The following is a 21329-nucleotide window of genomic DNA, read 5'->3' as shown; positions in this document are numbered from 1 at the left end:
GCCGGCATGTCGACACTTTGTTGTGGCGCATCAAATCCCGGTTAAAGTCATCGCCATGAGCGATGCCGATACCGTGCACCCCATCCTTCCCGATCTGCTACAGCCCGGGCTGCGCCTCGTGTTCTGCGGCACGGCCGCCGGTACGCGCTCCGCACGCGACGGTGCGTATTACGCGCATCCGGGCAACATGTTCTGGCGGGCCGTGCATGCGGTGGGGCTCACGCCGCGCCTGCTGTCGCCTGCCGAATTTCCGTTGATGGCCGGCTTCGGCATCGGCTTTACCGACCTCGCGAAATTCCACCACGGCAACGATTCGGAGCTGCCGCGCGATGCGTTCGACGTGGACGCGCTGCGAGCGAAGATCGAACAGGTCTCACCGCGCGTGCTGGCCTTCACCAGCAAGCAGGCCGGCATGGCCGCCCTCGGCAAACGCATCACCGTCGGCCCGCAGGCCGTGGCGTTTGCCGGTGCGCGCACATGGGTACTGCCCTCGCCCTCGGGCCAGGCGCGAGGCAGCTGGGACCTCGACGTCTGGCAGGCGATGGCGCGCGACGTGCTTCAGAGTCCGCCGGGCACAGTGCGATAAGCGCGCACATCGTTGGGCGATACCGACGATGCGCGGTTGGACCACGCATGGCGGATGTAGGTCACCACGGCGGCGGCATCGTCATCGCTGAGCGTCTGCGAGAACGGCGGCATGGAGTACGGTCGCGGGTTCGATGCCGTGGCGGGAGCGAAACCGCCTGACAGCACGGCGCGAATCGTATTGATGCCGATCGGGTCGCGCACGGTGACGTTGCCATCGAGCGGTGGATACGCGTCGCCCTTGCCGCGGCCGTCGGCGCCGTGGCAATCGGCGCAGTGTTGCGCGTACACCTTCTGCCCGGCCTGGGCGACGGTTTCCGCATCCACCGCGTTGCCGCGCTGCTGCCGCGGCGCGCGGTCCGGCAACGCCTTCAGGTAAACGGCGATGGCGGCCAGGTCGGCATCGGTGAGGTGCTGCGTACTCTTCAGCACCACCTCGGCCATCGGGCCCAGGGCGGTGCCCTTCGACGAACGGCCCGTCTTGAGCAGGGCCACGACGTCGGCTTCGCTCCAGCCGGCGAGGCCACCTTCCCTGCCCATCGACAAATCGGGCGCGTACCAGTTCTGCACGGGGATGACGCCGCCAGCGAGGAACGGATCGCTGACCATCGCGCCGAAGCTGTTGCGGCTCGCGTGGCATTCGTTGCAATGGCCCAGGCCCTGCACGAGATAGGCACCCCGATTCCACTGCGCTGACTGCTTCGGGTCCGGCTGGTACTCGCCTTCGTCGAAGTACATCAGCCGCCACGTCGCCATCAGCGAGCGCATGCGGTAGGGCCAGCGGAGCGTGTCCGGCGTATTGGGGTTACGCACGACCGGGAGTGACTTCAGGTACGCAAACATCGCGTCGCTGTCAGCGCGCGTCACCCGGGTGTACGAGGTGAACGGGAACGCCGGGTACAGAGACGTGCCGTCGTGCGCCTTGCCGGCATGCAGCGCCTGGTAGAAGTCGTCGGCGCTCCAGTCGCCCAGGCCCGTCGCGTGATCGGCCGTGAGGTTGGGCGACGGGATGGCACCAAACGGTGTGGGCACGACGCGGCCACCGGCCATCGGCTTGCCGTTGCGCGCGGTGTGGCACGACGCGCAGTCGCCGGCGGTGACGAGGTAGCGGCCGCGCTCAACGGCGTCGTCGGCGTGTGCCGCGGTGGCCATGAGGAACGCGGTGAAGGCGAGACGAGCGATCAGGGTCTTCATCGGCTCAGCCTCCCAGCACGCCGCAGCGCAGCGGCGGCGTCACGCTACCCGCCGGTGCCGCGTGGGCATCGGGCGGCACGGGCCGGGCAGCCAGCCACGCCGAGACGGCACTGATATCCGCGTCGGTCAGGTGGCTGACCACGGTGGCCATGCAGTCGGGCGCCGTCGTGTTGCGGGTGTTGGTCCGCCACGAGCCCAGCTGCGCGCTGATGTAGTCGTAGGGCAAGCCGACCAGGCCAGGGATGTCCGGCTGCACCCCGGTCAGCTCGGGGCCGTGGCAGGCCATGCAGGCCGGGACGCCCTTCGCGGGGTCGCCCCGGGTGGCCAGTTGCTCGCCGCGCGCGGCGGCAGTGACCGGCATGCGCGGCGTGGGGTGCGTCGTATACGGCACCTCCTGGCTGGCGAAGTACCCGGCGATCTCGCGCAGGTAGGCCTCGTCCAGTGGGGCGACCATGTATTCCATCACTTCGTAGTGGCGCAGGCCTTTCTGGAAATCCTGCATCTGCCGTAGCAGGTAACCGGCCGGCTTGCCGGCGAGGCGGGGGTTGAAGGCGTTGTTGCCGCCTTCGCCGTGCGTGCCGTGGCAGCTGGCGCAGGCGGCGATGCGCTGGACGAGCGTATCCGGAGGGGCATCCTGGGCCAGCGCCGCGACGGGCAGGCACAACCACCATACGATCCACCGCAACGAACGACGCATCATGCACTCCCCTGGGCCACACCTCGGGCGCATCAGTATAGCCATGCCTTCACGGCCCTTCCCAGCGCGTGGCCGCCGTGGCTACCATCGGTGGACACCTCGGGGGAGACATCTCATGCCGCAGCATCGCCGCACGCTCGCCGTCGCACTCGCACTGGCCCTGCCCTTCGCCGTCCAGGCGCGCGACGCCACGGAAGACGATGCCTTCGCCTCCATCGCCACGCTGAAGCAGGCCTACGCACGCGGCGAGCTGACGCCGACCGGCGTCACCACCCTCTTCCTCGACCGCATCGCGCGCATCGACAAGGCGGGCCCCAGGGTCAACGCCGTGCTCGAAACCAATCCCGACGCGCTCGCCATCGCGGGGAAGGCGAACGGCAAGGGCAAGGGCTCGCTGGCGGGCATCCCCATCCTGCTCAAGGACAACATCGACACCGGCGACCGCATGCAGACCACCGCCGGCTCGCTGGCCCTGGTGGGCTCCACGGCGCCGAAGGATTCCGGCGTGGCCGCACGGCTGCGCAAGGCGGGCGCCGTGATCCTCGGCAAGACCAACCTCAGCGAATGGGCGAACATCCGCTCCAACCACGCCACCAGTGGCTGGACCGGGCGTGCCGGGCTCACCCTCAATCCCTACGTGCTCGACCGCAATGCCTGCGGCTCCAGCGCGGGCTCGGGCTCGGCCGTGGCCGCAGGCCTGGCGACGGTGGCGATCGGCAGCGAGACCGACGGCTCGATCATCTGCCCCGCCTCGATGACCGGCCTCGTCGGCATCAAGCCCACCGTCGGCCTGGTCAGCCGCACGGGCATCATCCCCATCTCGCACAGCCAGGACACCGCGGGGCCCATGGCGCGCAGCGTTGCCGACGCCGCCACGGTGCTGAGCGCCATCGCCGGTAGCGATGCGTCCGACCCGGCGACGAAAGACGCCGATCGGCACGCCACCGATTACACGAAGTTCCTCGACCCGAACGCGCTGCGCGGCAAGCGCATTGGCGTGGTCCGCCAGCTCGCCGGCATCGAACCGAACGCCGACGCTGCATTGGAAAAAACCATGGCGTTGTTGAAAGCCCAGGGTGCCACGGTGGTCGACAACGTCGAGATCCCGCACCTGAAGGAACTCAGCGAGCACGAACTGGACGTCATGCTGTACGAGTTCAAGCACGACATCGCCGCCTACCTGGCCAACCGCCCGAACCAGCCGATGAAAACGCTGGCCGACCTGATCGCCTTCAACGACGCGCACAAGGACCAGGAAATGCCGTGGTTCGGCCAGGAGCTGTTCCTGATGGCCCAGGAAAAGGGCGGCCTGGATGATCCGACGTACAAGGACATCGTCGAGAAGAACAAGCGACTTGCAGGCCCGGAAGGTATCGACGCGGCGCTGGCCAAGGATCATCTCGATGCGCTCGTGGCACCCAGCTGGGGCCCGGCCTTCGTGAACGACCTCGTCCTTGGCGACCATGTGGTCAGCGGCGATCCTACCGTCGGCGGTGTTTCCGCACCGGCCGCCATCGCCGGCTATCCGTCGATCACCCTGCCCGTCTCATTTGCGCACGAACTGCCCGTGGGCATCGTGTTCTTTGGTGCGAAGTGGAGCGAGCCCACGCTGATCGCCATCGCCTACGGCGTGGAGCAGAAGGCCAATGCGTTCCAGCGGCCGAAGTTCCTGCCGACGTTGCCGGTACGCTAAAAAAAAGCCCGCTTTCGCGGGCTCTTTTCGTTACTTCGCCGCGTATTCGCGAACGATGGGAGCGAGCTTGGGATCTTCCAGCGCCATCGCCAGGGTGGCGCGGACCAGGCCGGCCTTGTTGCCGCAGTCGAAGCGGGTGCCTTCGAACTTGTACGACAGCACCTGGCCCTTGTCCTTCAGCAAGTTCTCGATGGCATCGGTGAGCTGGATCTCGCCACCGGCACCCGGCCGCGTGCGTTCCAGGAAACCGAAGATCTCGCGCGGCAGCACATAGCGGCCGACGACGGCAAGGTTCGAGGGTGCATCGGCCGGCTTCGGCTTCTCCACCATGTGCTCGATACGGCCGGAGCGATCGTTGATCTCGCTGCTGAGCTTCACCACGCCGTACTTGTCCGTTTCGTTTTCCGGCACTTCCTCGACGGCGATGACGCCGGCGTGCTCCTTGTAGGCCAGGTCGGACATCTGACCCAGGGCGCCACGGCCCTTCGTCCAGATAAGGTCATCCGGCAGCATCACGCCGAAGTATTCCTCGTTGACCACGGCCTTGGCACGCAACACCGCATCGCCCAGGCCGAGGGCCTCGGGCTGGGTCACGAACACGCAGCGGACGCGCGGCGGCAGGATGCCGCGAAGGATGCCGAGCAGCTCTTCCTTGTTTTTTTCCGCCAGCTTCTCTTCCAGCTCGTAGGCCTTGTCGAAGTAGTCGGCGATGGCGTGCTTGTAACGGTTGGTGACAAACACCAGCGTGTCGGCACCGGCGTCGACGGCTTCATCCACGGCGTACTGGATAAGGGGCCGGTCGAGAACCGGGAGCATTTCCTTGGCTACCACCTTGGTCGCGGGAAGGAAGCGCGTTCCAAGGCCAGCCACCGGAAATACCACCGTGCGCAGGGGTTGGGTCATGCGATGTCTCCACTTTCGTTGCGGCGAAGCGGCAGCACGTTGTCCGTTTGCGGCTCGCTCCAGCGGAACGAGGGCAGCAGCTGCGACACGCACCGACGCAGGGTTTCTTCGTCAAAGGCCCATACGGCTTCTTCAGCCCGGCCTAGTTGCGTCTGCAGCAGATCCCATGACACCTGGCGGTGCTGGGCCTGGAAAATTTTCGCGTGCGTGGTGCTCGTGTAGTTCTCCAACGGGTGGAACAGTTCCTCGAACAACTTCTCGCCCGAACGCAGGCCGGTGTACACGATCTGCACGTCCGAACCAGGGCGCTTGCCGGCCAGGCGGATCATCTGCTCGGCCAGGTCGCGGATCTTCACCGGGTCGCCCATGTCCAGGGCGAAGATCTCACCGCCCTTGCCCAGCGTGGCCGCCTGCAGGATCAGCTGGCAGGCCTCCGGGATCGTCATGAAGTACCGCGAGATCTCCGGATGCGTGATGGTCACCGGGCCGCCCTGGCGGATCTGCCGGCGGAACAGCGGCACCACGGAACCGGCTGAGTCCAGCACGTTACCGAAACGAACGGTGATAAAACGTGTAGTGGTATGCGCTGCGAGGTTCTGGCACCAGATTTCCGCCATGCGCTTGCAGGCGCCCATCACCGAGGTCGGGTTCACCGCCTTGTCGGTGGAAATCAGCACGAAGGTTTCCGCACCGCAACGCACCGCGGCGTCGGCGACCACGCGGGTGCCAAGCACGTTGTTGCGGAACGCCTCGCGCAGCTGGCCCTGCAGCATGGGTACATGCTTGTACGCCGCGGCATGGAACACGATCTGCGGCTGGGTCTCTTCGAACAGGCGGTTCACGGCCACCGATTCGCGGACGTCGGTGAGCACGCCGTTGAAGATGAGTTCCGGGTACGCGGAGGTGAGCTCCTGGCCGATGCGGTACAGGTTGTACTCGGACATCTCGACCACGGTGAGCTGCGCGGCGCCCAGGCGAGCCACCTGGCGGCACAGTTCCGAACCGATGGAGCCGCCGCCACCCGTGACCAGCACGCGGCGGCCACTGATGGTCTCGCGGATGGCGGTCCAGTCCAGCTCCACCGCATCGCGGCCGAGCAGGTCTTCGATCGCCACTTCCTTGATCTCGTTGAACTGCGCACGGCCGGCGACCACGTCTTCCAGGCGCGGCACCGTGCGGAACGGCAGCCCCGTGCTTTCGCAGAACGCGACGATCCGGCGCATCTGCGCCGTGGTCGCACCAGGCACGGCGATCAGCAGCATCTGTACCGCCACCGCCTTCGACAGCTCGGCCAGCTGGTCCACCGTGCCGAGCACGGGCACGCCGCCGATCTGCGCGCCGCGCAGGGCGAGGTTGTCGTCGACGAAACCGATGACGCTGTAGCGGCTGTCGCGGCGCAGGTCGCGGGCCAGCGCATCACCGGCGCGGTCGGCGCCGACGATCAGCACGCGCTTGGTCGGCACGGACTGGAAAAGATCGATCCGGCTGTCCTTCCAGAAGCGGTAACTCAGCCGAGGCAGGCCGAGCAGCACCACCAGCACCACCGGGTACACCAGCAGCACCGAGCGCGGCACGCCGTCGAGGCGCGCGTACATGACCATGGCCAGGCCGATGATCAGCGAACCGATGACGGTGGCCTTGATGATGTTCCAAAGGTCCGGGAGGCTGGCGAAGCGCCATACGCCCTTGTACAGCCCGGTCCAGTTGAACACCGCGCCCTGCACCAGCAGGACGAGCGGGAATTCCATCGGGAGGTAGGTGACCGGCGCGGACTCCGGCATCAGCGCGTAGCGCAGCGATTTCGCAATCCACCATGCAAAGGCCGCCATCGCCAGGTCGTGCGCAACGACCGCGGTGCGGGGGTGGATGATGCCAATGAACTTACGCAGAAACATGTCGCTCCCTTCGACGCAAGCACGAACGCTTGCCAATACGCCAGACCGCCGCCCCCAGCAGGTAGACCACCCCAAGACAGATCGGAGCAGCCGCCGGATAGCGGAGCGCGATCCATGCGCCAGGTACACAGACGAAGAGGTTCCACACCAGGTAGCCACTGGCCACACGGGTATGGGTCTGCCCCCGCCTTACGAGCCACTGGTAGAGGTGCTCGCGATGTGGAGTGTACCAGCGAGCACCGCGCAGCATTCGCACGAGCAACGTCAAAGTCGCGTCGATGACGAAGGCCGAGGACAGGATCAGTTCAGGCCACAGGAGGTCGCTGCGCCAGGCCCAGAGCATCGCCGTCAGGGCGAACACGATGAAGCCGAGGGTGGCACTGCCCACGTCGCCCATGAAGATGCGGGCCGGGGAGCGGTTGAACCACCAGAACCCGACGGCCGCCGCGCCTAGGGCGCAGGCGGCGATACTGATGCCGGTGGCCCCGGCCGTATCGGCGACGAGGGCCGAAGCCACGCCGAAGAACCCTGCCTGCAAGGCGGCGATGCCGTCGATCCCGTCCATGAAGTTGTGCAGGTTGATGCACCACACCCCGGCCACCAGCAGGGGTGCCGCCCACCACAGGCTGGCGGTCTGGCTGGCCACGGCGACGCAGAACAGCAGCGTGGCGCCCAGCTGGATCAACAGGCGCGGCCGGATCGGCAGCGACCCGTGGTCATCCAGCCAGCCGATGGCGGCGATGGCGACCACCCCCACGGTAAAGGCCGCGACCACCCCCGCCCCGGGCGATGGGGTCATCAGCAGCAGGGCCGCGGGCATGCTGACAAGCACGCCAGCCACGATGCCGATGCCACCTCCGCGCGGGGTGGGCATGCTGTGTGAGCGGCGGTGACCCGGCGCGTCGAGCATACCCTTGCGCTGCGCGTAGGCGATGGCAATCCGCACGCAGGCGAAGGAAACAAGAAGGGCCAGGACGATGCAACCGGCGGCAAAGGATCCGGCGCTGGCGGGCGTAAAGGTCATTCGTTGGCGACGCCATGGATGGGCCGCACGGTGCCCCAGTTCTTGCAGCTCGGGCACTGCCAGTGATGCGCCTTGGCGCCGAAGCCGCATCGGCTGCAGCGATACATGGCCTGCCCTTCGAGCAGCTTGCGGGTCAGGTCGCGCAGGATCAGGTAGTTCTCGCGCGCCTCGCCCGAGACCTTGTCCATCGTGGCGTCGATCAGGGCCATCAGGCCGCGCACGGACGGCCGCTTGCGCAGCTGCCCGGTGAGGAAGTCGATGGCTGTGCGCTCGCCGTCGCGCCCTTCGTACAGCCGGGTGAGCGCGAGCACGGGCGAGATGCCGTGGTAGCGCACCATGATCTCGCGGAGGAACTCCTCGGCCCGGTCCATCTGCTGCGAGCGTGCATAGCAGTGCAGCAGCGGCGGCAGGATCTCGGGAACGAAGGCGATGTCCGCGGCGATGGCGGCCTCGTACGAGGCGATGGCCCCCGGCATGTCATCGTCTTCCGAAGACAGGCGGCCGGCGATCATGTGGGCACGCACGCAGTCCTTCTGGCAGGCGAAGGCCTCGCGGATGTAGTCCCGGGCTTCGGTCCGCGCGCCATGCTGGCGGGACTGCTCGGCGAGCTCGCAGTAGAACTGCGCGATCATCCCCGCCTCGTCCTCGCTGGTCATGGCTTCCAGGCGACGGGCATGGTCGATGGCTTTGTGCCACTCGCGCTCGTGCTGGTAGATGGCGATGAGGTGGCGCAGCGCCGAAGGCGCCAGCGCATCCATCGCCACGAGGTCGGAGAACAGCGTTTCCGCGCGATCGAGCAGGCCGGCGCGCATGTAGTCCTCGCCAAGCTCCAGCAAGGCGACCGTCTTCATTTCATCGGACAGGCCCTGGCGCGAGACCAGGTGCTGGTGCAGGCGGATGGCGCGGTCCACTTCGCCGCGCTTGCGGAACAGGTTGCCCAGGGCCAGGTGGGTCTCCACCGTGTCCCGGTTGTATTCGGCCAGGCGCAGGAACACCTCGAGCGCCTTGTCCTGCTCTTCGTTGAGCAGGTAGTTCAGGCCGCGGAAGTAGTCCGAAGAAAGCTCGTTGACCCGGGCACCCGAGCGCTTGGCATCGGTACGGCGGGCCAGCCACCAGCCACAGGCAAACGCGATGGGCGGGACGAGGGCCAGCAACCAGATCGGGTTCATGCGGTCTTCGCGCTGGCTACCTTGCGATCGCCCAGGGCCCGGCGACGCTTGCGCTGGTGGGCAAACGAGGTGCCCACCCAGGCGGTGAGTCCACCCAGCACCCAGCCGATGAGGAGGAACGCCAGCATGGTGCCGCCCTTGGGCAGGGAACCACGGGCGAACCCGAAATCGAAGGGCACGAGGTCGGCATTGAGCGCGCCGAAGACGATGCCGGCGGCGGCGAATAAGAGCAGGAAAAGTATGGCGATCAGACGCATCCGGCGACTGTACCCGAATCATGAATGGCTGGGGATGGATCGGTTTGGAATTCGTACAGGTAGTGCGGCTTCAAGGGGATCCGGTTGCGGAAAAAAAAAACGCCGCATCAGGATGCGGCGTCTTCCAGGGCGAGGTTTACGCGTTCGCGTAGTTCCTTGCCAGGTTTGAAATGTGGCACGTGCTTGCCCGGCAGTGCTACCGCATCGCCGGTCTTGGGGTTGCGCCCCATGCGCGGCGGGCGGAAGTGCAGCGCGAAGCTGCCGAAGCCGCGAATCTCGATGCGCTCACCCGTAGACAGGGCATGGCTCATCTGTTCGAGCACGCTCTTGACGGCAAGTTCCACATCGCTGAAGGCAAGGTGGGTCTGGCGCCGCGCCAGCGCCTCGATCAGTTCCGACTTGGTCATGGGTCCCCTGGTTCTCGATAAAGCTGACGCAAACAACAGGTTACAACAGCGAGGGGCGGATTTCCCGCCCCTCGCCCGACTAAGTTAGTCGGCCTTGTTCATCTGCTCCTTGAGGAGCGCGCCGAGCTTGGTCGTGCCACCGGCGGCGGAGGCGTAGTCAGCCATGGCGTCAGCCACGTCTTCCTCGTCCTTCGCACGGATCGACAGCTGGAGCTGACGGCCCTTGCGGTCCATGCCGGTGAACTTCGCTTCGATCGCATCGCCCACCTTGAGGTGCAGCGTGGCGTCTTCGACGCGTTCCTTGGCGATGTCGTTGGCACGGATGTAGCCTTCGACGCCTTCGCCCAGGTCAACCACGGCGCCCTTGGCGTCCACTTCCTTGACCGTACCGGTCAGGATCGTGCCGCGCGGGTTCGTGGCCATGAACTGGCCGAACGGGTCCTGCTCCATCTGCTTGATGCCCAGCGAGATGCGCTCACGCTCCGGATCCACGGCGAGCACCACGGCCTCAACTTCGTCACCCTTCTTGAAGTTGCGGACGAGGTCTTCACCCGAGGCCTGCCACGAGATGTCGGACAGGTGGACGAGACCATCGATACCGCCGTCCAGGCCGATAAAGATGCCGAAGTCGGTGATCGACTTGATCTGGCCGGAAACCTTGTCGCCCTTCTTGTGCATGGCGGCGAAAGCTTCCCACGGGTTCGAGCGGGTCTGCTTGATACCCAGCGAGATGCGGCGACGCTCCTCGTCCACGTCCAGGACCATGACTTCCGTCTCGTCGCCGACCTGAACCACCTTGGCCGGGTTGACGTTCTTGTTGGTCCAGTCCATTTCGGAGACGTGCACCAGGCCTTCGACGCCCGGCTCGATCTCAACGAAGCAACCGTAATCGGTCACGTTCGAGACCTTGCCGAACAGACGGCTGCCGACCGGGTAACGGCGGGCAATGGCGACCCACGGGTCGTCGCCGAGCTGCTTCAGGCCGAGCGAAACGCGGTTGCGCTCGCGGTCGTACTTGAGCACGCGGACGTCCAGCTCGTCGCCGACGTTGACGACTTCCGACGGGTGGCGAACACGCTTCCACGCCATGTCGGTGATATGCAGCAGGCCATCGATGCCGCCGAGGTCCACGAATGCGCCGTAATCGGTGAGGTTCTTGACCACACCCTTGACGACCGCACCCTCGGTGAGGCGCTCGAGCAGCTTCTCGCGCTCTTCGGAGAACTCGGTCTCAACGACGGCGCGGCGGCTGACGACCACGTTGTTACGCTTGCGGTCGAGCTTGATGATCTTGAACTCGAGGTCCTTGCCCTCGAGGTAAACCGGGTCACGGACCGGACGCACGTCGACCAGCGAGCCCGGCAGGAATGCGCGGACGTCCTTGATGTCGACGGTGAAGCCGCCCTTGACCTTGCCGGAGATCTTGCCGGTGATGGTCTCTTCCTTGTCGAACGCCTGCTCGAGGTCGTCCCACACCATCGAACGCTTGGCCTTCTCGCGGGAGAGCTTGGTCTCGCCGAAGCCGTCTTCGAGCGCGTCGAGCGCGACCTTGACTTCGTCGCCCACTTCCACTTCGAGAGCGCCGTTCTCGTCCTTGAACTGCTCGATCGGAACAATGCCTTCGCTCTTCAGGCCAGCGTTGATCACCACGACGTCATTGCGGATTTCCACAACGATACCGGTGACGATCGAGCCGGGCTTCAGCTTCGAAATAGCCTGCTGGCTTTGTTCAAACAGTTCGGCAAAACTTTCAGTCATGTTGATTCCAGGGTTATGAAAGGCCGTACCCGACGCAGGCGTTCATCAGTGACGCGAGCGGACGGGGGACCCACCGGTTATGGGTGCTCGGAAGCACCGTTGCCAAAGAACCCACGCACACTGCGTGGATGCTGTGCCGAATGCGCCCTTACGGACGCACCACGGCGAAAACTTTTGCGACCACCACCTCAATGGGCATGCCAGTCGTATCGATGACGACGGCGCCCTCGGCGGGCTTCAACGGAGCTACCGGCCGCGACGCATCACGCGCGTCACGAGCCTCGATTTCCCGTTGCAGGCCTACAAGTGTAACGCTCAGTCCCTTATCCTTCAACTGCTTATAGCGCCTTTTCGCGCGCTCGCCCGCGCTGGCGGTCAGGAAGACCTTGAAGGCGGCGTCCGGGAAAATCACCGTCCCCATGTCCCGGCCATCCGCCACCAGGCCCGGGGCCTTGCGAAAAGCCAGCTGGAGGTCGACCAGGGCCTGGCGCACGGCCGGGATCACGGCGATGGCCGAGGCCGCGGCGCCTGCCGTTTCCGTGCGTAGTTCGTCCGTGGCGTCATGGCCGTTGACCAGGACGTGGGTCTCACCGCCGTCGGGACTGGCCTGGAAGCGGATCTTCACGTGCTGGGCGCAGCGGGTGACCGCCCCCTCGTCCGAGAGGTCGATGCCCTCGGCGCCGGCCGCGTAGCCCACGGCGCGGTACAGGGCGCCGGAGTCGAGCATGCGCCAGCCCAGCTTCTCGGCGACGAGGCGGCTGATGGTGCCCTTGCCGGAGCCCGAGGGGCCGTCGATGGTGAGGACGGGAGCGGGCGCGTGGGCCATGGGATACCTCGGTCGCGAAACCGGCATGATACCGGAGCGGACGCCCGAAGTTTCCCCCATGGACAGCCTTGGGTACGCATGTTACAAGCCCCAAACCTTCCAGCCCCACGCCAGCACGGGACCATGCCAGACGATCTCCTGAGCCAGTTCGAACAGGCGTCGCTGGATATCACCCGGCTCGGCCATCGGCCGGACAACGACACCCTGCTGCGGATCTACGCCCTCTACAAGCAGGGCTCGGAGGGTGACGTCCATGGCGCCCGCCCAGGCTTCTTCGATTTCGTCGGCACGGCCAAGTACGAGGCCTGGTCGAAGCTGCGCGGCACCGGGCGGGACCAGGCCATGCGCGACTACATCAAGCTGGTCCGCGACCTCGGCGGCTAACGGGCGGACAGCCACGCCGCGACGGTGAGGTCGCCGAAGAGCCCGGCGGCCGGCAACTCACCCCCATCGCGCTTGCCGATATCCAGCAGGCTGGTCCACTTCCCCGGCGGCAAGGCCAGCGAAGTGCCCTCCCAGTGCTCGGCGGGGATCGCCGGCGCGGACATCCCGCCGAGCCACGGCGCCAGGTGCCGGCCCACGGCCACCACCAGCTTCTGCCCCCGGTGCTCGCGGACGAACGCAAGGATCTTGTCCGCCGCCGGGCCCGTCGCCTCGAGCGGCCGGTAGGTGCCGCGGGCGAACAGCTCGGGGTGGGTCTTCCGGGCGCAGAGCAGCCGCTGCAGCACGGCCTGCTTCAGCGCGCCGTCCCGCCAGGTGCACAGCAGGTCCACGGGCGAGACATCGCGCTCGAGCGAGGCCGAGCGGGCCAGGAAGTCCACCGGCCGCCGGTTGTCCGGGTCGACCAGGCTGAAATCCCAGTACTCGGTGCCCTGGTACAGGTCCGGCACGCCCGGGGTGGTCAGCCGCAGTACCGACTGTGCCAGGCCGTTCGCCGCGCCCGGCGTGGCGATGTATTCCGCGAAGGCGTGGAACTCGGCGGCGGCATCACCGGACAGCACGGCGCGGAGGAAATCCTCGCAGGCGTCTTCATAGGGTTCATTCGGCGAGGTCCAGCGCGTCCAGCGCTTCGCTTCACGCAGGGCCTTGCGCTGCCACGCGGCAATGCGGGTGGCGAAGCGTTCGATGCCGTCCTCGTCGTCCGGCGCCAGGCCAATCGGCCAGGCACCCACCAGCATCTGGTAGAGCATCACTTCATCGGCCGCCGAGGGCGCCATGCGGCCTTCGGCACGCTGGCGCAGATCCGCGTGGCGGACACGCCAGCGCTCGACGGTGATCACCCAGCGCTCGGCCACTTCGGACAACACCGCCAGTCGCGCGCGCAGGTCTTCGCCACGCTTGTGATCGTGCGTGGCCGTGGCCAGCAGGGTATGGGGGAAGGTGGCAAGGCGTTCGGCGCAGCGGTCGTGGAAGGCCGCCATCGGAATCGCCATGCGCGCGGCATCCACGCCCACCTCGTTGCGCGAGAGCAGACGTCCGTAGCGGTAGCCCGCCGTGTCTTCCACGGCCTTGGCCGCCACCGGCGACGTCGCCTGCTGGAACACCGCCATGGCGCGCTCGCGGGCGCGACGGACGGAACCCGGCGGCAAGGCACGCGGGGCTTCGCCGCCGAGCCAGCGCGAGACCAGGTACAGCAGGTCCGCATCTTCCCCGCGCAGCGTACGCAGGGCGCCTTCGACGGCGCGCGCGAACACGGATTCGTCGAAGGCGTCGCGCCCTGCTCCACCGGCGTACGTGCGGTACACGGGAAAATGCACGAGCAACTCGATCAGCACGCGGCGAATGGCGGCCAGCGAGACGTCACGCGTCGCGACGTCCGCCCGGGCCGCGGCAAACAGCGCGCGTGCCGTGCGGGCGAGTTCGGCTTCGAAGCTGTCCACGAGGATCTGCCGGCGCGCCTTCACCGCCTGGGTGGCGAAGTCCGCGCCGTCGCCGGTCAGGCGTCGCCAGAGTTCGGTCAGCGGGGCCTCGCCCCGTTCGTCGTGCAGCACGGCCGAGACCTGGTCCATGAACTCGTAGCCGGTCGTGCCGTCCGTGCGCCAGTCTAGGCGCAGGCTTTCGTCTTCCGCCAGGATCTTTTCCACGACCAGATACGCCGCATCGCGCGCGGCACCCTCGGGGCGCTGCATGCGAAGACGCTCGAGGCGGTGGCGCAGCTGGCGGCAGTAGCGGCGCGGGTCGGCAAGGCCGTCGACGTGGTCGCAGCGGACGCCATCGATCAGGCCCTCCGCGTAGAGGCGGAAGATGGTGCGGTGGGTGTCTTCAAAGACGGCCGTGCGCTCGATGCGCAGTCCGGCCAGCTCGTTGATGTCGAAGAAGCGACGGTAGTTGACCATGTCGCTGGCCAGCTTCCAGAACGCCAGGCGGTAGTGCTGCTTTTCGATCAGGGCGTGCAGGCGCGCCCTGCCCCGGTCCGTCTTCGGGTCGTGGCTGCGCTCGGCATCGTCGGCGAGCGTGGCCACGCTGGCGGGCGATAGTGGCAGGTAGTCGTCATACAGGCGAAGGACCCACTCGCCGCGCCGCTTGCCGAGGCGCAGGTGTCCCTCGCGCAGCACGCTGTCGTAGCCTGCGCCAAGCACCGGAAGCAGGACACGGCCCTTGACCAGCGGGTCCGGCGCGAGCCAGTCGATGTCGAAATAGCCGGCGTAACGGCTCTCGCGTCCATGCCGCAGCACGTCCATCCACCACGCGTTCTCGCTGCCCACGCCCATGTGGTTGGGCACGATGTCGATGATCAGACCCATGCCATGCGCACGCAGCGCGGCCACCAGGCGGCGCAAGGCGTCTTCGCCACCGATCTCGGGATTGACCTCATGGCAATCGACGACGTCATAGCCGTGGGTGGAGCCCGCCCGTGCGCGCAGGATCGGCGAGGCGTAGAGATGGCTCACGCCCATGCGTGCGTAGTAACCGACCACGCCGACGGCGTCATCCAGGGTGAAACCCGCATGGAACTGCAGGCGCCCCAGGGCGCGCGGTGGGCTCACGTACGGTTCCGGGTCTGGTCAATCGCGGCGCAGACGGCATGCGCAATCGGGCCATCGAACAGCCGGGCCGACGAATCCGGCATGCGCCGCCGCCAGTTTGGGTGAACGGCGTCCGTGGGACCCGGCAGGTTGGGTTGTTCGTGCAGGCCGAGCACATCTTCCGCCGGGAAGATCGCCAGTGGCGCCGGGGCCAGTGACACGTGGCGCGCGGCGGCGACCACCACCGGCGAGATATCGTCCGGCGCGGGCGGTGAGTCTTCGTTCCACGCCGACCCCGAGGCGAACATGGCACGCCACAGGCGGTGGCGGTCGATCTCGCGCTGCGCCACTTCATCGACATCCGGATCATCGAGGCCGGTCTTCTTGCGCCATTCGATGTCGCGCCCGCGCCACCAGCCGGCGACCGTCGGGATGTCATGCGTGCTTGTCGTGGCCATCGCGTTCGCCGACCAGTCCTGCGGCGCGACGAAACCACCGTCCGCTGCCCGCTCGAACCACAGTACGCGGATGCCGAGCACGCCCTTCTCACCGATGGCCTGGCGGAAGTCCGCCGGCACGGTGCCCAGATCCTCGCCAATGATGATGGCGCGGTGCAGGTGGCTCTCCAGCGCGATCAGGCGCAGCAGGTCCTGCATGGGGTAGCGCACGTAGGCGCCTTCGGTAGCGCCCGCACCGTGCGGCACCATCCACAGGCGCTTCAGGCCAAGGATGTGGTCGATGCGCACGCCGCCGGCGTAAGCCAGCGCGGCGCGCAACATGCCGATGAAGCCGCGGAAGCCGGTATCGCGCAGGCCCCGCGGCGAGAAGGTGGTAAGCCCCCAGTCCTGGCCGAGGCGATTGAGCGCGTCCGGCGGTGCGCCCACCGAGAGGCCTTTCAGCATTTCCGCCTGGTGCGCCCAGGCATGGCTGCCGCCGGAATCGGCACCTACCGCGAGGTCGGCGACGAGGCCAATCTTCATGCCCGCATCGCGCGCGGCTTTCTGCGCGCCGGAAAGCCCCCGCGCCGCGAGCCACTGCAGCCACGCATGGAAGCCGACCTCGCGCGAATGCTCGCGCGCGAAGGCGGCCACCTCCGCGCTGGCGGGATCGTGGAAACCCTCGGGCCAGCCCTGCCAGCCGCCGGGCCGGCCATGCGCGGTGAAGTCCGCATGCAAGGCCTCGAAGCGCGCGTGGCGTTCGAGCGGCTCACCCTGGGTCCGGCGGAACTCGGCGAACCGATCGGCGTGGGCAAGATCCACCGAGGCCCATTCGTACACCGAGCGCAGGATGGTCATGCGGGCGCGCGCCGCCCGTGGCCAGTCGATCAGTTCCAGCCATTCCAGTTCGGCCAGTTCCTGGCGCAGGTTGTGCGTGTCGATCACTGCACGCACGGTGGGTTCGCCGCTGGTCTGCGCCGGGTCGACGTACAGGCCGTTGAGGAACAGCCGGCTCGAGGGCGCGTAGGGGCTGTAGCGCTCGGGTGCGGCGGCAAACAACGCATGGACCGGGCTGATGGCGAGCGCGTCCGCGCCCTTCTCCGCCGCCGCACGGGCGCACAGCGACAGCGCCGTAAAGTCACCGATGCCGCCATCACCCGGACGGCGCAGGCCCGACACCTGCACGGCCATGCCCCACGGCCGGTGCAGGCCACTCACGTCACGCACGCCAAACGCGCGCGGGGGTGCCACCGCGACCAGCACTTCGGCATCGTCCAGAAACAGCGTGTAGTAACCCGGCTCAGAGGGCACGGGCAGCTGGCTTTCGCCCGACGGCAGTTCGCCTTCCGACACCAGCGCATCACCCTCCGCGAGCAGCTTCCATACCCTGCCCCGCGGCGCCGGCGGCACCGTGATGGGCGAGCCAGCATCCGTGGTGAGCATGCGCGGGAGGTGCGCGCCGGCACGCTCCTGCGCCAGCCGTTCCAGGCTGTCGTCCACGTCCTGTGCGTTATCCGCGGGCAAGCCGAGCGCGCGGAGCACCGCGCGCAAGGTATCCGCGGGCACGACCTGGGGACGATCCAGCGCGTCGCGCCAGTGCACATCCACACCGGCTTGTTCGGCAAGTTGCGCAAGACGATCGTCGAGGGGGGCGTTCACTGTCAGGACTCCAGGCAGGCAAGAGCGCGACGTGCTGGCAGCAGGCCGCGCGAAAGGGAGGCGATGTCGGCGGCGTCGCCATGGAGCCACGCCGCGGCAGGAGAAGGAGGTTGGGCGACCAGGGCGTCCGCATCGCCCAGGTTGACGAACAGCGTCAGCGTGCCGCCACCGAGGGCCCACGATGCGGTGAAGGCTTTATCGCCCACCGCCCCGGCACCCTTGCTGGCCGCGGTGTCGATGTGCGGCGCCACGTGCTTCGCGCGAAGCGCGATGAGACGGCGGACCAGCGCGATGCGTGCATCGCCCAGGGCGATATCGCGCTCGGGAATCGAATGCAGGAAGGTTTCTTCGGCGCCCGGATCGGGAATGTCGTCACCGCCGAAATGTGTGAACGCGGCGAACTCCCGACGGCGCCCGTCGCGCACCGCCGTGCGCAGCGCTTCATCCGGGAAATCGGTGAAGAACAGGAACGGCGTGCGGCTGCCCCACTCCTCGCCCATGAACAGCATCGGCACGAATGGGGCGAGAAGCAGCAGGACGAGCGCCGCCTCTACCACCTCTGGCGCCACCAACGTGGTCAGGCGGTCGCCATGGGCGCGGTTGCCGACCTGGTCGTGGTTCTGCAGGAAGTTGACGAAGCGCGCGGGCGGCAGGTGCGTGCTCGGCTCGCCACGACGGCGGCCGTCGAAGGTCTCGCCCTGGAAGGCGAAGCCTTCGCGCAGGCTGCGCAGCAGGTGCTCCATCGGCGCCTTGTAGTGCGCGTAGTAGCCCTCGTGCTCGCCGGTGAGCAGTACGTGCAACGCATTGTGGAAATCGTCATTCCACTGCGCGGTGAAGCGGCCATGGCCAAGCAGGTTGGCCTGGTTGGCTTCGTTCTCCAGCACTAGGTGCACCTGCCGCTCCGGCCCCACCGCGGCGTGCACGCGCGCCGCCAGCGCGGAGAGCCAGCCCGGGTTGCCGATGGCATGCACGGCGTCGAAGCGCAGGCCATCCAGCTGGTACTCCTCGATCCAGTACAGGGCGTTGTGGACGAAGAAATCGCCGACCTGCGGCGTCGATACACCGATGGCCGAACCCCAGGGCGTGTCCGCGCCGGCGTCGAAGAAACCGGACGCATAGGCGTGCAGGTAGTTACCCTCGGGGCCGAAGTGGTTGTAGACCACGTCGAGGAACACCATGAGGCCGAGGCCGTGGGCGCTGTCGACCAGCGCCTTGAGTTCCTCGGGCGTGCCGTAGGCCGCGGCCGGCGCAAAGGGAAGCACGCCGTCGTAGCCCCAGTTGCGCGCGCCGGCGAACTCGGCGATGGGCATCAGTTCGATGGCTGTCACCCCGAGCGCCGCGAGGTGCGGCAGGATCTCGGCGACACCGGCGAAGCCGCCCAGCGTGCCGACGTGCAATTCGTACAGGACGGTGTCGTGCCACGGACGCCCTTTCCACTCCGCGTGCTTCCACTCGTAGGCCGCAGCATCGACCACGACGCTGAAGCCATGGACGTCGCCGTCGCGCTGGCGGCGCGAGGCCGGGTCCGGCACGGCCACGTCATCGCTCAGCCGAAAACGGTAGGCGCAGTTTCCGCCACGCGGGCAGATGCATTCGAACCAGCCATCGTCCAGCGCGCGCATCGCCGCCGTGTGGCCGTCCTCGCACTCCAGCGTCACCGCCTCCAGGTCAGGCGCCCACAAGCGGAAGCGCGTGTTGCCATCGGCAAGCAGCCGGGCACCGTAGGGCATGGCGTGGATGAAGCGGCCGTTCACGCCGGGTCCGTCCTTACGGTGGCGGCCAGCAAGACCACGCTGCGCCCCTGCACTTCGATGGTCGGCTCGGTCCACGCCACCTCGGGCGCCGTGGGTTCGGCGCTGTTGCTGCGCCGCCGCCACGCCACCGCCGGCTGCGGAATATGGAACACGTGCATCTCGGGCGTCGCATTGAGCAGGACGAGGGTGACATCCGCGCGCTTCTCGCCATAGGCCTGCGCACGGCGCAGGGCGAGCAGCCGTCCCTCGGTATAGCCCCAGGTATCCAGGGTCATCTCCGAGCCGCTTTCATCGAACCACGCGACTTCGCGGATACCCGGCAGCACGTCGGTGTCACCACGCAGGAAGTGCGCGGCGCGCAGCGTGGGGTGCTGCTCGCGCAGGCGCACGAGGCGGCCGACGAAATCCGTGAGTTCGCGGCCGCGATCCGAGGTCGCCAGCTTCCAGTCGTACCAGGAGATCTCGTTGTCCTGGCAGTAGGCATTATTGTTGCCGTCCTGCGTCCGGCCGAATTCATCGCCGCCCAGCAGCATCGGCGTGCCGTGGGAAAAGAACAGCGTCGAAAGCATGGCCCGCTTTACGCGGTCGCGCGCCAGGCGGATCGCGGGATCGTCGGTCGGCCCTTCCACGCCGTAGTTGTAGCTCTCGTTGTCGTTGCCGCCGTCGTGGTTGTCCTCGCCATTGGCGAGGTTGTGCTTGTCGTTGTAGCTGACCAGGTCTTCCAGCGAGAAGCCGTCATGGGCCGTGAGGAAGTTGACCGAGGCCCAGGGCTTGCGCCGCTGATGGTCGAACAGTTCGCCCGAGCCCTGCAGGCGCCCGGCCAGGATGCCGCGCATGTTCGAGTCGCCCTTCCAGAACTTGCGCAGGTCGTCGCGGTATTTGCCGTTCCATTCGGCAAAGCCGGGCGGATGGTTGCCCAGCTGGTAACCGCCCGGGCCGATGTCCCAGGGCTCGGAAATCAGCTTCACGTTGGCGAGCACCGGATCCTGGCGCATCGCGTCGAACAGGCCACAGTTCGGGTCGAATCCGTTCTCCTCGCGCCCCAGGCTCACGCCCAGGTCGAAGCGGAAGCCATCCACGTGGAAGGTGTTGACCCAGTAGCGCAGCGAATCCATCACCAGCTGGAGCACCCGCGGGTGCGCGGTGTTCACCGTGTTGCCGGTGCCGGTGTCGTTGATGCAATAGCGCGGGTTATCCGCCATGAGGCGGTAGTAGCTCTTGTTGTCGAAGCCGCGGAAGGACATGGTGGTGCCCATCTCGCTGCCCTCGCACGTGTGGTTGTACACCACGTCGAGGATCACCTCGATGCCCGCCGCGTGCAGGGCCTGCACCGCGGCGCGGATTTCGTTGAGCGCGCCCTCCGAGAGGTAGGAGGGCTCCGGGGCGAAGAAGGCCAGCGTGTTGTAGCCCCAGTAGTTGCGCAGCTTCATCTCCGTGAGGCGGCGATCCTGGAGGAACGCGTGCACCGGCAGCAGCTCCACCGCGGTGATCCCCAGCTTCACCAGGTAATCGATGACGTACGGGTCGGCCAGGGCGATGAAGGTGCCCCGCTCGTGCTGGCGGATGCGCTTGAGGTTGCGGGTGAATCCCTTCAGGTGGGTCTCGTACACCACCGTTTCCTTCCACGGCGTGTGCGGCCGGTTGCCCTGCGTCCAGTGCATGGGCTCGTCGACGACGACAGCCTTGGGCATGGCCGCGGCGCTGTCGCGGCGGTCGAACGACAGGTCCGCGCGCGGCGACGAGACACGGTAACCGTGCAACGCATCCGACCAGCGCACCTGGCCGTGGAGGAACCGGGCGTACGGATCCAGCAGGAGCTTGTTCGGATTGAACCGGTGCCCCTCCTCCGGGGCATAGGGGCCATAGGCACGGTAGCCATACAGGGTGCCGCCACGGACGCGCGGCAGGTAGCCGTGCCAGATCTCGTCGGTGCACTCGGGCAGGTCGTAGCGGGCGATCTCGCGTTTGCCGGAGGGATCGAACAGGCACAGCTCGATGCGTTCCGCGTGCGCAGAAAACACCGCGAAGTTCGTGCCCATGCCATCACAGGTGGCGCCTAGCGGATACGGCGATCCGGACTGCATGCGTTCGGGTAATGCGGGCAT

The 21329-nt window shown here is 67.2% G+C and carries 17 protein-coding genes; 3 read left to right on the top strand and 14 right to left on the bottom strand.

Annotation, left to right across the window (positions count from 1 at the left end):
* Positions 1-55: 55 nt before the first annotated feature.
* Positions 56-586: a mismatch-specific DNA-glycosylase gene (locus FIV34_RS08080; protein ID WP_139981400.1), complete on the top strand. Its 531-nt coding sequence runs from the start codon at positions 56-58 to the stop codon at positions 584-586.
* Here FIV34_RS08080 and FIV34_RS08075 read toward each other — a convergent pair.
* Positions 559-1779, bottom strand: coding sequence for a cytochrome c (locus FIV34_RS08075; protein WP_139981398.1), 1221 nt, complete (start codon positions 1777-1779; stop codon positions 559-561). The two genes, FIV34_RS08080 and FIV34_RS08075, sit on opposite strands and share 28 nt — an antisense overlap.
* Positions 1780-1783: 4 nt before the next feature.
* Positions 1784-2479 carry a c-type cytochrome gene (locus FIV34_RS08070; protein WP_246058781.1) on the bottom strand — a complete coding sequence of 232 codons (696 nt, stop codon included), beginning with the start codon at positions 2477-2479 and terminating at the stop codon, positions 1784-1786.
* 112 nt (positions 2480-2591) lie between these two features.
* On the opposite strand from FIV34_RS08070, the gene FIV34_RS08065 reads away from it, so the two are divergent.
* Positions 2592-4169, top strand: coding sequence for an amidase (locus tag FIV34_RS08065; protein WP_139981394.1), 1578 nt, complete (start codon positions 2592-2594; stop codon positions 4167-4169).
* A gap of 30 nt (positions 4170-4199) precedes the next feature.
* On the opposite strand, the gene FIV34_RS08060 is transcribed toward FIV34_RS08065, so the two are convergent.
* The 8 genes from FIV34_RS08060 to cmk form a co-directional block, all read right to left on the bottom strand.
* A complete protein-coding gene (locus FIV34_RS08060; RefSeq protein WP_139981392.1) occupies positions 4200-5072 on the bottom strand; it encodes a UTP--glucose-1-phosphate uridylyltransferase in 873 nt (290 codons plus the stop codon).
* The gene (locus tag FIV34_RS08055; protein ID WP_139981390.1) at positions 5069-6967 is read right to left on the bottom strand and encodes a polysaccharide biosynthesis protein; all 1899 of its coding nucleotides are present in this window, start codon (positions 6965-6967) and stop codon (positions 5069-5071) included. Before FIV34_RS08055 ends, FIV34_RS08060 begins: the two co-directional genes overlap by 4 nt.
* Positions 6954-7991, bottom strand: coding sequence for an MraY family glycosyltransferase (locus FIV34_RS08050; RefSeq protein ID WP_139981388.1), 1038 nt, complete (start codon positions 7989-7991; stop codon positions 6954-6956). Before FIV34_RS08050 ends, FIV34_RS08055 begins: the two co-directional genes overlap by 14 nt.
* A complete protein-coding gene (gene lapB, locus FIV34_RS08045; RefSeq protein WP_139981386.1) occupies positions 7988-9160 on the bottom strand; it encodes a lipopolysaccharide assembly protein LapB in 1173 nt (390 codons plus the stop codon). Before lapB ends, FIV34_RS08050 begins: the two co-directional genes overlap by 4 nt.
* On the bottom strand, positions 9157-9417 hold the full coding sequence (locus FIV34_RS08040; RefSeq protein WP_139981384.1) for a LapA family protein: 261 nt from the start codon (positions 9415-9417) through the stop codon (positions 9157-9159). Before FIV34_RS08040 ends, lapB begins: the two co-directional genes overlap by 4 nt.
* A gap of 107 nt (positions 9418-9524) precedes the next feature.
* Complete coding sequence (locus tag FIV34_RS08035; protein WP_139981382.1) at positions 9525-9824, bottom strand: integration host factor subunit beta; 300 nt, start codon at positions 9822-9824, stop codon at positions 9525-9527.
* Between the two features lie 84 nt (positions 9825-9908).
* Positions 9909-11582, bottom strand: coding sequence for a 30S ribosomal protein S1 (gene rpsA / locus FIV34_RS08030; RefSeq protein WP_139981380.1), 1674 nt, complete (start codon positions 11580-11582; stop codon positions 9909-9911).
* Between the two features lie 148 nt (positions 11583-11730).
* Entirely contained in the window at positions 11731-12408 is a 678-nt protein-coding gene (gene cmk / locus FIV34_RS08025) for a (d)CMP kinase (protein ID WP_139981378.1), read from the bottom strand.
* Positions 12409-12531: 123 nt separating this feature from the next.
* Between cmk and FIV34_RS08020 the strand changes: the two genes are divergently transcribed.
* Positions 12532-12792, top strand: coding sequence for an acyl-CoA-binding protein (locus tag FIV34_RS08020; RefSeq protein WP_139981376.1), 261 nt, complete (start codon positions 12532-12534; stop codon positions 12790-12792).
* Here the strand turns inward: FIV34_RS08020 and treY are convergent.
* The 4 genes from treY to glgX are packed head-to-tail and all read right to left on the bottom strand — an operon-like array spanning position 12789 to position 21329.
* On the bottom strand, positions 12789-15395 hold the full coding sequence (gene treY, locus FIV34_RS08015) for a malto-oligosyltrehalose synthase (protein ID WP_139981375.1): 2607 nt from the start codon (positions 15393-15395) through the stop codon (positions 12789-12791). The two genes, FIV34_RS08020 and treY, sit on opposite strands and share 4 nt — an antisense overlap.
* Positions 15392-17470: a 4-alpha-glucanotransferase gene (gene malQ, locus FIV34_RS08010; RefSeq protein WP_139981373.1), complete on the bottom strand. Its 2079-nt coding sequence runs from the start codon at positions 17468-17470 to the stop codon at positions 15392-15394. Before malQ ends, treY begins: the two co-directional genes overlap by 4 nt.
* 2 nt (positions 17471-17472) lie before the next feature.
* Positions 17473-19224, bottom strand: coding sequence for a malto-oligosyltrehalose trehalohydrolase (treZ, locus tag FIV34_RS08005; RefSeq protein WP_211352725.1), 1752 nt, complete (start codon positions 19222-19224; stop codon positions 17473-17475).
* A complete protein-coding gene (gene glgX / locus FIV34_RS08000) occupies positions 19221-21329 on the bottom strand; it encodes a glycogen debranching protein GlgX (protein WP_139981371.1) in 2109 nt (702 codons plus the stop codon). The genes treZ and glgX overlap by 4 nt, the downstream gene beginning before the upstream one ends.

Source organism: Luteibacter pinisoli (assembly GCF_006385595.1).
GTDB classification, from domain to species: Bacteria; Pseudomonadota; Gammaproteobacteria; order Xanthomonadales; family Rhodanobacteraceae; genus Luteibacter; species Luteibacter pinisoli.
The sequence above is the reverse complement of the archived record's forward strand: the minus strand, read 5'-3'. Positions and strand labels throughout refer to the sequence as shown.

Excerpts from the sequence above, each read along its gene's own strand:
- FIV34_RS08070 (WP_246058781.1), bottom strand. The coding sequence starts at position 2,479 with ATGATGCGTCGTTCGTTGCGGTGGATCGTATGGTGGTTGTGCCTGCCC.
- FIV34_RS08020 (WP_139981376.1), top strand. The coding sequence starts at position 12,532 with ATGCCAGACGATCTCCTGAGCCAGTTCGAACAGGCGTCGCTGGATATC.
- FIV34_RS08050 (WP_139981388.1), bottom strand. The coding sequence starts at position 7,991 with ATGACCTTTACGCCCGCCAGCGCCGGATCCTTTGCCGCCGGTTGCATC.
- FIV34_RS08065 (WP_139981394.1), top strand. The coding sequence starts at position 2,592 with ATGCCGCAGCATCGCCGCACGCTCGCCGTCGCACTCGCACTGGCCCTG.
- rpsA (WP_139981380.1), bottom strand. The coding sequence starts at position 11,582 with ATGACTGAAAGTTTTGCCGAACTGTTTGAACAAAGCCAGCAGGCTATT.
- FIV34_RS08075 (WP_139981398.1), bottom strand. The coding sequence starts at position 1,779 with ATGAAGACCCTGATCGCTCGTCTCGCCTTCACCGCGTTCCTCATGGCC.
- cmk (WP_139981378.1), bottom strand. The coding sequence starts at position 12,408 with ATGGCCCACGCGCCCGCTCCCGTCCTCACCATCGACGGCCCCTCGGGC.
- FIV34_RS08060 (WP_139981392.1), bottom strand. The coding sequence starts at position 5,072 with ATGACCCAACCCCTGCGCACGGTGGTATTTCCGGTGGCTGGCCTTGGA.
- FIV34_RS08040 (WP_139981384.1), bottom strand. The coding sequence starts at position 9,417 with ATGCGTCTGATCGCCATACTTTTCCTGCTCTTATTCGCCGCCGCCGGC.
- FIV34_RS08080 (WP_139981400.1), top strand. The coding sequence starts at position 56 with ATGAGCGATGCCGATACCGTGCACCCCATCCTTCCCGATCTGCTACAG.
- lapB (WP_139981386.1), bottom strand. The coding sequence starts at position 9,160 with ATGAACCCGATCTGGTTGCTGGCCCTCGTCCCGCCCATCGCGTTTGCC.
- glgX (WP_139981371.1), bottom strand. The coding sequence starts at position 21,329 with ATGCCCGCATTACCCGAACGCATGCAGTCCGGATCGCCGTATCCGCTA.
- FIV34_RS08035 (WP_139981382.1), bottom strand. The coding sequence starts at position 9,824 with ATGACCAAGTCGGAACTGATCGAGGCGCTGGCGCGGCGCCAGACCCAC.
- FIV34_RS08055 (WP_139981390.1), bottom strand. The coding sequence starts at position 6,967 with ATGTTTCTGCGTAAGTTCATTGGCATCATCCACCCCCGCACCGCGGTC.